The following is a 13,090-nucleotide window of genomic DNA, read 5'->3' as shown; positions in this document are numbered from 1 at the left end:
TATATGTCATGCGATCATTACAGCAGCAATATTCTACTGTAACATATTTCGCAACACAACAATCATTTAATTATAGTATATTTCTTATATTTGGTCAAGAATCATTCTCATCCTTCGATGTGTTTACTGCCGTTTTATCTACCGTTTTTTTATCATCCAAAACTTTACCCGTAGATGTTTTGTCAGAATCACCCTTCTGCTTTTTTAATACAGAAACACTCTTCTCATTCCATATACGGCGCAGGTTTTTCATAAAATCACTCTCCTGCTTTTTTGCTTTGCCGGATAACTCATCCTCTGTATACTTGACGTAAACCATGCCATCTTCCTGTGCCACGATCTCCTTCAGATCCATATAATGATCTGTGATCGTTGACATCTTACGACGCTCCAGTCTGGCATTGACAATGTCCGAAATGATCTGATAGATCAAAGCAAACAACGGCACACCGACTAACATTCCAAGAATCCCCCATAAGCCACCAAACAAAAGGATTGCAAACAGCACCCAAAACGCACTAAGGCCAGTGGATTCTCCAAGGATTGCAGGTCCAATAACGTTACCATCCAATTGCTGCAACACAATGATCCAGATTGCAAAATAGATCGCCTGTACCGGATTTACGATCAAGATCAGCAGAACACTTGGTACTGCACCAATATAAGGACCAAATACCGGTATGACATTGGTCACGCCAACGATCAGACTGACTAACAACGCATATGGAAATTGAAAGATCGACATAAACAGGAAACAGATCACCCCGATAATTGTCGAATCAACAATCTTTCCAACAATAAACCCACTAAACATCTGATTTGCCAATTGCGTATAATGTGAGATCACATCTGCCTGATCTTTACGGAACATACTATACAGGATCTTCTTGGCCTGTCCCAAAAACTCCCGTTTGCTCCCAAGCAGATAAATAGCGACGATCAGACCAATAAACAGATTATATAAAACGCTGACAAAACTCATAACTCCACTTGCAAAATAACCGGCAAATGTGTTCACATTTGGAAGCAATTCCTTTTGAAGCCATGGATACAACTCGCTGTTCATCTTTGCGTCAAAGTAATCTGTCACCTGCAAAAGCATCTTCTGCATATGCCCGGCAAGATATGGATTGTCCGTCAGCCATTTGGTCAATTCCGTATAATAATGATTAACCTGCTCCGGCAGATTATCAACCATAGACAGGATACTTTTATATACTTCCGGAAATACCATCCATCCCAAAATAACGATGATCAAAATACCGCTGACAAGTCCCAAAATAATACTAAAACTATAGAATATTTTTTTAGTACGGTCAGACAGCTCTTTATCTTTCCCGGTACGACAAAGCAGCCGATAAAAACGCTTACATAACGGATTCACTAAATAAGCGATCACTGCACCATAAATAACCGGCATTAAAATCTTTATAAATCCAGCTGTAATTTTAAGAAAATAACTCATATTTCTGATCACAAAATACAAGATCACGACTGCTACTAATACCAAAAACAGACCGATCCAATTCAAAAAGGCCTCTTTGAGGGAAAATCTTTGCTTTACCTGTTCTGCATCTTTCACAAAAACACTCCTATCCAGTGAGAGAATATGTGTACTCTCCATCTACTTCCTTCAATATCTTATTTAGTATACTTGGTTTTGTCTTGTTTTGCAACCGAAGATTCTATTTAAAAGCAGAAGAACCTGCATTACGCAGGTTCCTCCACTTTTCATTTATTAATTGGGAATATTAATATGAAAGCACGCTTATACTTCAAACAATAACTCGCCATATGTAGGTACCGGCCAGAATTCCTCATCCACGATCATTTCCAACTCATCAATTGGTGCACGAAGTTCTGTCATTGCAGGGAATACTACCTCACGGAAGTACATAGCCTGCTCCTGTCCCTCACTCTTAGCAGCTGCAAGAGACTCTACATTTTCCAAGTTAGCCAATGCACTCTGTGCCTTTGCAAGCAATGCAGAACATCTCGTCAAAAGATCTTTCTGAACAGAAACATCTGCACTATCGCAAGCCGCTGTGATGCTATTGATCGAATCAGCCAAAGTTGTTACATAACTGATAACTGCCGGAATATACTGCTTACCAGCCATATCAATCATTGTCTTTGCCTCAATATTGATCGTCTTAGAATAAGTCTCATAATTGATCTCTGCACGAGACTCAAGCTCTGTCTTAGTCATGACGCCCTGTCTCTCAAACATAGAGATTGTCTTATCAGTAACAAGATATGGAATTGCCTCTACGAAAGACTTTACATTTGGAAGACCACGTTTCTCTGCTTCAGCAACCCACTCATCCGAGTATCCATCACCGTTAAAGATAACTCTCTGATGCTCGGTAACAGTTTTCTTGATCAATTCGTTGACTGCTGCATCGAAGTCATCCGCCTTTTCCAATTCGTCAGCGAACTGATTAAGTACATCTGCAACCATTGTATTCAAGATGAAATTCACACCTGCAATTGACATTGAAGAACCTAACATACGGAACTCAAATTTATTACCGGTGAAGGCAAATGGTGATGTACGGTTACGATCTGTCGCATCCTTACGAAGTACCGGAAGTACATGAACACCTGTATCCAGTTTAGTACCATGAATGGAAGAAGAAAGATCTCCACGCACGATCTGTTCGATAATATCTTCAAGCTGTTCTCCCAAGAAGATAGAAATAATAGCCGGTGGTGCCTCATTAGCACCAAGTCGATGATCATTGCCCGGATTAGAAGCAGACAGACGAAGCAATTCTGCGTTCTCATCTACTGCTTTAATAACTGCGGCTAAGAACAAAAGGAACTTAGTATTCTCATGAGGTTTCTTGCCCGGATCCAACAAGTTGATACCGGTATCCGTTACGATAGACCAGTTGTTATGCTTACCGGAACCATTTACTCCTGCAAACGGTTTCTCATGCAGCAGACACTCCATACCGTGTCTCTTCGCTACCTTTTTCATGATTTCCATAACTAACTGGTTATGGTCTGTCGAAATATTGGCAGTAGTGAAGATCGGTGCCATCTCGTGCTGTGCCGGAGCCACCTCATTATGCTGTGTCTTCGCAAGAATGCCGAGTTTCCATAACTCTTCATTCAAATCTTTCATAAAGGAAGCAATACGCTCTTTAATCGTACCAAAATAGTGGTCATCTAACTCCTGTCCCTTCGGTGCCGGTGCTCCAAATAAAGTACGTCCGCTAAAGATCAAATCCTTACGCTGCAGATATTTTTCTCTATCGACCAAAAAATACTCCTGCTCTGGTCCAACGGAACAAGATACTTTTTTGACATCGTCATAACCAAACAGCTTCATAATACGAACTGCCTGCTTGCTGATCGCCTCCATAGAACGAAGCAGTGGAGTTTTCTTATCAAGTGCCTCACCTGTATAAGAACAGAACGCTGTTGGAATGCATAAAGTCACTCCTGCTGCATCCTCTTTCAAGAATGCCGGTGAAGTACAATCCCAGGCTGTATATCCTCTAGCCTCAAATGTTGCACGAATACCACCGGATGGGAATGAAGATGCATCTGGCTCACCTTTGATTAACTCCTTACCTGAGAATTCCAATACCGGTCTGCTCTTAGATGCCGGACTAAGGAAAGAATCATGTTTCTCAGCAGTTACGCCTGTCATCGGCTGGAACCAATGTGTGTAATGTGTTGCACCGTGTTCAAGTGCCCATTCCTTCATTGCATGTGCAACGACATTGGCGATGTCTACATCCAGATCCTCACCATTCTCCAGCGTCTTCTTCCAGGATTTATACACATCCTTTGGAAGCTTTGCCTGCATCACTTCATCGTTGAACACGTTTTTCCCATAAACCTGCTCAAGTACGTTGTTTTCCATGTTACTACCTTCCTTTCATATTAATATGTAGTTTACAATAAGGTTTGTATATTTTATGATGTCTGCTCACTCACCATGCTGTCCGTCTTGTTGTCCATCACTGTTGTCATTTCCTGCTGTCAACGTGAACTGACACCGAAGCCACGTCTATGATGTCTCACAAACCTTATATACTTCGTTGAATCAACAGATTACCACTCCATTTTAGCATCTTTTCTTAAGATTCTAAAGTGTAATGCCAATTTCCAAAAAAAAAGACGCACCCAAATAAATTTGAGAACGCCGTTGTTCTTGTCTGTTATTTATTCAACTGCTGATACTATAGCACACTTTTTTTGGTTTGAAAAGTGTTTTTTTAATTTTTTTAGAAAATTAGTTTCAAACAGCCATTTCATTTATATTATTTAACAGTTTGTCAGCGCTAACTTATTTTGTGAAGCTGAACTCGCTGAATCGCCAGTCCTCCCTCTCCTTTTGATCAGTCCCCTTTTCATGGCTTTCTGTTGATTTTCATTAGACGCATGGTAAAATAAATACAGTTCTATCGGTATAAGCTACCGAAGATATCACATTATTAATGATAAATAAATATGAATGGAGATATTGCATATGAATAGTAAAAAAATTGTTGTTGCATTAGGTCACAGTGCCTTGGGAAAAACATTCCCGGAACAAAAAGAAGCTGTCAAAAACGCTGCTGCTGCAATTGCAGATCTGATCGAAGCAAAATATCAGGTTGTGATCACACACAGCAATGGTCCACAGGTCGGCATGATACACTCTGCAATGACAGAGTACAGCCGTTTGGAACCAAGCAACACCGTAGCACCTATGTCTATTTGCAGCGCAATGAGTCAAGGTTATATCGGCTATGATCTTCAAAATGAAATCCGCACGGAATTGCTTAACCGCGGCATCTACAAACCGGTATCTACTTTGATCACACAGGTTCGTGTAGATCCATTTGATGCAGCTTTTAGCTATCCATCAAAAGAAATCGGTCGTTTTATGACAGAAGCAGAGGCTAAAAAAGAAAAAGATAAAGGTAATCATGTAAAGGAAGTTCCTGGTAAAGGTTATCAGCGTGTCATCGCTGCCCCACGTCCGATTGAAATTTACGAGCTTGATGCAATCAAGGCATTAATGGATGCAGAGCAGATCGTCATCGCTGCCGGTGGCGGAGGCATTCCGGTACTGCAGCAGGGCACACGTCTAAAGGGCGCTAGCGCTGTTATCGAAAAGGATGTAACAAGCGCATGCTTAGCAGAAAGTCTGGATGCAGACATCTTATTGTTACTTACCGGTGTTGAAAAAGTCGCATTGAACTATGGCACTTCAACAGAAACACCATTAGATGCAATGAGCGTAGAAGATGCAACAAAATACATTAATGAGAATCAATTTTCTTCCGGTGCAATGCTGCCTAAGGTCGAAGCAGCCGTTTCTTTTGCTTCTTCCGGCAATGGTCGCAAATCGATCATTACAAGCATTGACACTGCATTGGCCGGTGTTCAAGGTAAAACCGGTACTGTGATCACCTGTTGATCCCACTTATAAACATGATCGGTCTCAGACTTCATACAGCCGACAAGCTGTCATCGAATTTTGAATGGGACGCAAAAAAACGCTATCGTACATAATACACGATAGCGTTTTCCTGTTTTAAATATAAGTTACTAACTCAAACTTCCCATACCTCAAATTCTTCACAACCACATATCGCTTATTATATCGAAGAATATTGAAAGGGACTTTGCAATCCTAGCTGTGCTGCTGATATTTATCAGTGTGCAGCAAAATGGATTTCACTTTTTTCTTTCCTTTATAGATATCCAGATAAGCTTTTGCGCTAACACTGGAAAGCTGTACTGCTCGCGGCTTATATTGATACCCTTTCAGTGCATTCTTATAAGATTTCACTTCAAAGATCAAACGATTTTTCTTCGTTTTCGCATAGATCATGATCGGTACATCCAGTGTATTGGTAATCTTTAAATCTTTAACACCTTCTGATATTGCCGCATCTAACCCCAATGGCACATAATGCACCGGCATGCTGTGCGGATAGCGCTTTGCCGGCAATATTCCGGCACGCAGGATCGCATTGTACGCTGTTGTAGATATTTGACAAATTCCACCGCCATCCGTTTGCACTACCTGTCCCCGCAAATACGAATTTGCTTTACGAAAAGCCTGGCCATCCGAGTTATCATGGATCCTCTCATCAAAGGAACAGCTTTCTCCCGGCAGCAAACAAATGCCATTGACACGAGATACTCCCACTTGAATATTATGCCCACGATCCGTCGTATGTACAAATGTCGTCTCAAACGAAGAAATCACGGTGTTAATCTTTTTAAGATCTTTTGGATACCAGCTCGGTTTCACAACACTCGTCGCATAACTATTTTCATAATCTTTCTGCTCACTACTATTTAAATAGGTTTTCAAATCTTTTTGGATAGCATCTAAATCTAATGTCTGACCATCCTTCGTACCTGTAATCTTGCCATTTGCCTTCATATGTGCATTAGTAACCGGGATCACATACTTGGATTGTAATGATGACCGTACTGCCTTCAGTCCCTTAGAAGAAGATTTACATTCAATTGTAATCTTTTCTGCAGAAGGTTTCATCTCCTGTTGAATGATCGCATACTGATCCAATACAGAAAGTTCCTTGTCCATTGCGATCAGCCTTTGAGCAAGTTTATCTTCCTCCCCCGGCTTAAACTTCGTACCATCACTGCAAACATAACGGATCTTTTCTTTACAGTCTTTCATAGAGTACGTCTGTGCTTCCCCATCTACTGTGATCGTCACTTTTCGTTCGCTATATTTCTGCATTACTGCTTTGAGTAGCGGTGTGATCTGCTCTGCCGTTTTACCGGACAGCTCCGTATCCAGTATCCATTTATTTCCATAGGTTTTATCTGCATGGGAAGTTACTTTATCGTTCATCAGTTTTTCCTGCTTTGCATGCTCTGCTGCAGCTTGATTCCTCTGATGCTCCGCATACATCGCTCTGCCTGCAAAACCTCCCCCAACAAGAGCCAAAGCAATAGCTGCTCCTATTACTATCTGATATCCCTTCTTCATAACAATCCTCTTCCTCCATATCTGATGTAATATAATACTTTCTACTAACGGATGTATATATTAGCATAAATATGTTACAAATATTCATCAAGAATGTTACATTTGTGTGATTTCTTATTTTGTTATGTCTCTGATGTATACATGCCTGAAGGATTGCCCCGGATGTCTGTGTTAAAAACAAAACAGACGTTATGCTATAACGCATAACGCCTGTCCAATACGTCCGTCCGTCTATGAAACTACTTATTTAACGATCTCTTTAACCTTAGCAGCTTTACCAACGCGGTCACGAAGATAGAACAATTTTGCTCTTCTAGCTTTACCTCTGCGTACTACCTCGATCTTATCAATAATCGGGGAATGCAATGGCCAAGTCTTCTCTACGCCTACACCGTTTGAAAGTTTTCTAACTGTAAATGTCTCGCGAGCTCCACCGTTCTGTCTCTTAAGAACAGTTCCCTCGTATACCTGGATACGCTCTCTGGAACCCTCAATAACCTTTGCGTATACCTTTACGGTATCACCTACATTAAAATCTGTGATGTCAGACTTTAACTGTTCGTTTTCAATCGCCTTAATAATATCGTTCATGTTGAACCTCCTTTTTGATGTTGACATTCTTAATACTTTTGTGCTTTTTGCAACCGTAACAGCGGAATATCTCTACTCACAACTTCAACAGAATACCACACTCTGCAATATATTGCAAGAAATATTTTTTATAAAAACAGTTCTTTGATTTCTTCCATCGTCAACTGTGTTACAAAACTCTCCCCTGCCTGGATCAACTGATCAGAAAGCTGTTTTTTGCGTTTCTGCAATTCATAGATCTTTTCCTCGATCGAATCTTTCATCACATATTTGATCACTTGTACTTTCTTCTTTTGTCCAATGCGGTATGCACGATCCGTTGCCTGATCCTCAACTGCCGGATTCCACCACGGATCAAAATGGATCACAGTATCAGCTCCTGTCAGATTCAAACCGGTTCCTCCCGCTTTCAAGGAGATCAAAAACACTTTGACTTCACCGCGGTTAAACTCCTTGACCTCGCGTTTACGCTCCTGCGCGCTGGTCGATCCCGCCAAATAGAAAAACGGAATATTTCTTTGTTTCAACTCGTGCGCAATAATTGAAAGCATTGAAGTAAATTGTGAAAAAACGATCACACTGTGACCACCCTCCAATATATCCGGTAATTGCTCCATAAGCAGATCCAGCTTGCCGCTTCCACCATGATAATTTGATGCAAACGTTGCCGGATGACAACAGATCTGACGAAGTCTGGTCAATGCCGCTAATACCTGCATACGATTGCCGCCAGGTGTATTCTCCTCATCTCCGGCCAACTCCATTTGAATGCGTGCCAAATACGATTCATAGATCTTACGCTGCTTGGCGCCCATTTCTGCCATACGTCTGGTTTCAATCTTATCCGGCAGTTCGGTAAGTACCTCTTTCTTCATACGCCGTAACACAAAAGGACGGATCTTACGTCGTAATTTTTGCATTTGAACAGAATCGTGATCGCGCAGTATCGGCTTCTCATAACATTCTTCAAATTGTCGATATCTGCCAAAAAATCCCGGCATAACAAAATCAAAGATTGACCATAATTCTGACAATGTATTCTCAATCGGTGTACCTGTCAATGCAAACCGATGCTTTGCCTGCACAGCCTTTACCGCCTTTGCGCCCAACGAGGTTGGATTTTTGATAAATTGTGCCTCATCAATAAAGCACGCATCAAAGATCTGCGCTTTGTAAAGATCAACATCCTTACGAATCAATGGATAGGTAGTGATCCATACCGGAACATCTGTACTCTGCTGCATCAGATCTGCACGTTCCTGTGGTGTTCCTGAAATGATCTGTGTGGCGATCTGCGGTGCAAATTTTGAAAACTCGTCCTGCCAATTGTACGCCAGCGAAGTCGGACATACGATCAAGGTACGGGTACCTGGATTCGCCAATACATAGGTAATTGTCTGCAATGTCTTACCAAGTCCCATATCATCTGCCAAAATCCCACCCATTCCATAATGAGCCAAGGAACACAACCAGCGATATCCCGTTATCTGATAAGGCCGCAGTATATCTTCCATACCGTTTGGCAGCTCCCAATTGGTTTTATCCGGATTTTTCAGATCTTCCAATAACTGTTTATACCCCGCATCTCTCGTAATTCGCTGGGTATGCGGAAGCAGCTCATCCACCTCCATCACAGCTGTCTGCGAGAAAGCAATCTTATTATCCTCCGTCACCTCTCCTATCGACAACAGATCCCGCAATTCATCAATCTGCTTATCTTCTGTCATCAGATTAACAAAAGCACCACTTTTCAAGCGATAATACTTCTTTTTTAATTTGAGCGAACGGAAGAAATCTCTTAGCTCTTCCTTAGGAATATGCCCATAGTCAACATCCATTTCCAACAAATTAATATCTGTGTTGAGTCGGATTCCTGCCGATAGCATTCCTACTTTCTTGATGGAATTCGCCTTATATTCTTTTGAATAAAAAACTTCAAACTGACGACATAGATCTTGCATCCCTTCCGTCATCAACTGAAATATCTCGTCTTCCTTCGTCAGAACAAACTGCTCTCTGCGCACCGAAAAATGCTTATCATACATCAACCGCAAAAGCTGTTCCTCTTCTTCACGATCACGTACTAAAATATAACTTCCTTTATGCTCATCTTGCAAAGGATTGACCTCATGCTCTCCATAAGCAAATATCATACGGGCCACTAAAACCGGTCTTTGTCTGCTTCGGTCTATATCAAAATACAATTTAGGCTGGAGCTGTTCCACAATATAATGATCCTTGATCTTCTCCGGCACTTGAATATTCATGGTTTTTTTGATCACCGGCAATACTTTTTCGATAAAGCTGCCCATATTTTCACCACGAAACTCTAATTCAGATTGTTTTTTGCCAAACAATGTTGTAAAAAATGGACGCAAATTGGCTAAAAACTCCATATCCGGCAGATAAATACCTCCCTGATAACAGAGGATCGAACCATCTTCACAAATAGAGATTATCGGCTCCTGTCCCATATCATGTAAAGACAACACTTCATCTTCCATCTGCAGTTCCATGGATAACTTTGGATTCGAACACATAATCTCCATATTTTCCATCTTTTTATCCCGAAGAATTATATCACAGTGTAATCCCTCTGCAAGACGTAACAGTTTGCAAAGCATATTTTGTGATACGACCAATTCCTGTCGATTAAATAGATTCGAATAATACGTCTTACCTAATGTCTCCTGAATCTCGTATATTTCTGTCAGATAAGCCAAAACCGCCGCCGATGTCGGTTCAAACTGACATTCTTCCGGTATATACCGAAATTCTTTGCCTAGTCGGATCTCTTTATGATTATAATAATCCTGAATAAACTTTTTGGTATTGGATACTTTATACATCTTGCTGCTGCCGGCGTACAGGCCAACAAATGCCTTGGACTGTCTGGACTTTAGCGGTTCATTGACCGTAACCTGCAGTGCCAGATGAAAATACTGCGGTGTCAGTTTGCGATATTCCCGTTTGCGGAAATATTCTATTATCTTGTATGCTGTTTGATCTTCCCAACCGAGATTTTCCAACGCATCTGCTCTCTGCTGATAATCTGCAATAAATAATAATGCAGCCACAACGTGTTTGCAGGCACCCGGATATTTTGCATGAGCCGGACAATTGCAGCTATGCGTGATCTGTTCATCTTCGCCAAATCCAATCGTAACACCATATATATTGCTGCCTTGCACAAATGCATGATACTGCTTGGTAGCTTCATTCCACGTCACATCAGACACTGCATGCGCCGCATAATAACGCATTCCGCGGTAGTAAACAGTCTCCGTCGTGGCAAGTCTTCTAATTGCCTCTCTTGTGATCTTATACATGCATTATACCCTCATTCCTATACTAATCGTTCAACAAATGAAATTTATCTGCAACGATTGACATTTTTCGTCCCATCGGGAACTCATAAAGCTCTGACCTGGAAAGTCCCTGCAACTTCAATACCAAAGCAAAGTAACTTGCAACCGCCACAACCAATGCAGGTACGATTGCAACATAAATACGATGGCTGACAATGAAAAACAACTCGTATACAACGAACGTCAGTATTCCCATTACCACCGAAGACAAAAACGGGACACAGAATGTTTTTACTACTTCCTGTTTGAATCCTAAATTTCTGCTGACGCTTCTGCCATTTAAGAAACAAACGACTAACGGATAAGTTACATTACCAAATACCAACGCATACGCTCCCATTCCGGTAAAACGAAGCAGTGTAAACACGACAACGACATGAATTGCTAATGATATCAAAGAATGGATGACCGGCAGATTCATCCGGTCAATACTCTGCAGCACCCCACTTGTCACAGTTGACAATGCATAGAAGATAATACACGTCGATCCTGTCATTAGCATCATTCCTCCTGTCACATAATCGGATGCCGGGAACAGCAGACGTATGATCGGCTGTGCCAATATTGCTAATCCAACTGCAGATGGAAATGCAATGATCATATTAAATTTAACCGCCATCGTCACTTTGTCTTTGATCGCACGACGATCCCCGGTCGTAACCGATGCCACCAAACTAGGAATCATAGAAGATGCGATTGCCGTTGATACTGCAATCGGTACACTGACTAACAAACGATACTTTGTACTGTAAATACCTTGCAAAGTACTAATTACGGTAGCATTCACACCTCTGGCTTCCATCGCAAAGTTAAATATTGTAACATCGATAATTCCACTAAGCTGATATACCGTCTGGCTGAGTATGATAGGAATGACCGTCCAAAGGATCAACTTATAATAATCTGCAGCAGATTCCCTAGGTGTAATTCGATCCCTACGCGCCTGTCTGCGAAGAACCGGGCGATACAAAGTATAGATCATACCTAAAAACAGTAAAGCAGACGCTGCACCGAGCAGAGTTCCTACCGTACCACCGGCAGCACCCCACGCTGACAAGTTTTTGGAAGCACTGTGATCACTCATCAAATAATATGCAGCCACAATACTAACCACTGCGTTGACAATCTGTTCTAATATCTGTGAAACTGCCGTAGGAAGCATTGTATTTTTTCCTTGAAACAGTCCACGCAGCGTACCCATTACAGCTACGACAAAAATTGTCGGTGCCAGCACACGCAGTGGAATAGATATTCCCTGAAAACTTGAGAAAAAAGTTCTCTCAATCCAACCGGCTCCAAAGAATACAAAAAGTGCCATTAATCCGCCGGAAAAAATCGAAAAGACCATGGAGTAACGAAATACCCGGTAAGCTCCTTTGTATTCTTTTTTGGTGCATTTTGCCGAAACCATCTTAGACACTGCCATCGGCATTCCGTAAGAGGAAATGATCAATAAAATATTGTATACCTCAAACGCTGCGGAATAGATTCCATTACCGGCATCTCCAATAATATTTGCGAGCGGGATACGGTAAAACATACCGATCAAACGAACTAAAATTGATGCGGCTGCAAGAATACTTCCCTGCTTCAAAAATCCTTCTGCTTTGTTTTGATTCGCTTCCATGTTTTTTACTTACTCCTCCTAATTTCTTGTAATTCCAAGGGTATCTAATACCTCTTTTTGTTTGGCCTCCATAACGAGTCGTTCCTCATCCTCCATGTGATCATATCCCAATAAATGTAACATACTGTGGGCTACCAAAAAGCAGATCTCACGACGCACGGAATGCCCATACTCTTTTGCCTGCTCATCCGCACGTTCTAACGATATGATAATGTCTCCTAACAATAATTCTCCGCTTTCCGGATTGAAGCAGGAGATCTGTGCCTCTTCTGTTTCCAAATAGTCATAATCTGCCGGTTCTTTATAATCCACCATCGGAAATGATAATACATCCGTCGGCACATCCAATTCACGAAACTCACGATTGATCATCCTTATCCCATCATTATCCGTAAACGTGATATTTACTTCGCATTCATATGGGCAATGTTCCAAAGACAGCGTCTGCTGTATCACCCGTTCTATATCCTCATTTAACTGTACAGGAAGATCACTCTCGACATCCTGCTCCATTAGTATTGTCATTCT

General features: G+C 41.4%; 8 protein-coding genes. 1 reads left to right on the top strand and 7 read right to left on the bottom strand.

The genetic code is table 11. From position 1 onward, the window contains the following. Positions 1-94 precede the first annotated feature (94 nt). Both DW981_RS05515 and DW981_RS05510 read right to left on the bottom strand, forming a co-directional pair. The gene (locus DW981_RS05515; protein WP_182434147.1) at positions 95-1,582 is read right to left on the bottom strand and encodes an AI-2E family transporter; all 1,488 of its coding nucleotides are present in this window, start codon (positions 1,580-1,582) and stop codon (positions 95-97) included. A 186-nt stretch (positions 1,583-1,768) separates the two neighbouring features. Beyond that, the gene (locus DW981_RS05510; protein WP_118507037.1) at positions 1,769-3,877 is read right to left on the bottom strand and encodes a glutamine synthetase III; all 2,109 of its coding nucleotides are present in this window, start codon (positions 3,875-3,877) and stop codon (positions 1,769-1,771) included. A 609-nt stretch (positions 3,878-4,486) separates the two neighbouring features. Here DW981_RS05510 and arcC point away from each other — a divergent pair. After that, positions 4,487-5,422: a carbamate kinase gene (gene arcC / locus DW981_RS05505; protein WP_118507036.1), complete on the top strand. Its 936-nt coding sequence runs from the start codon at positions 4,487-4,489 to the stop codon at positions 5,420-5,422. Between the two features lie 216 nt (positions 5,423-5,638). Here arcC and DW981_RS05500 read toward each other — a convergent pair whose 3' ends face one another. From DW981_RS05500 to ybeY, 5 genes are all read right to left on the bottom strand, one after another. After that, positions 5,639-6,976, bottom strand: a complete 1,338-nt coding sequence (locus DW981_RS05500) for a VanW family protein (RefSeq protein WP_118507035.1) — start codon at positions 6,974-6,976, stop codon at positions 5,639-5,641. A 243-nt stretch (positions 6,977-7,219) separates the two neighbouring features. Beyond that, a complete protein-coding gene (rplS, locus tag DW981_RS05495; RefSeq protein WP_022025149.1) occupies positions 7,220-7,567 on the bottom strand; it encodes a 50S ribosomal protein L19 in 348 nt (115 codons plus the stop codon). Between the two features lie 128 nt (positions 7,568-7,695). Beyond that, on the bottom strand, positions 7,696-10,896 hold the full coding sequence (locus DW981_RS05490; RefSeq protein ID WP_118507034.1) for a DEAD/DEAH box helicase: 3,201 nt from the start codon (positions 10,894-10,896) through the stop codon (positions 7,696-7,698). A gap of 22 nt (positions 10,897-10,918) precedes the next feature. Continuing rightward, entirely contained in the window at positions 10,919-12,562 is a 1,644-nt protein-coding gene (locus DW981_RS05485; RefSeq protein WP_118507033.1) for a polysaccharide biosynthesis protein, read from the bottom strand. Between the two features lie 18 nt (positions 12,563-12,580). Then, entirely contained in the window at positions 12,581-13,087 is a 507-nt protein-coding gene (gene ybeY / locus DW981_RS05480) for an rRNA maturation RNase YbeY (protein ID WP_022025146.1), read from the bottom strand. Positions 13,088-13,090 lie beyond the last annotated feature (3 nt).

Source organism: Clostridium sp. AM49-4BH, assembly GCF_003478335.1.
GTDB lineage: Bacteria > Bacillota > Clostridia > Lachnospirales > Lachnospiraceae > Butyribacter.
Note: the sequence above shows the minus strand (reverse complement) of the source record. Positions and strands in the feature narration are given on the sequence as shown.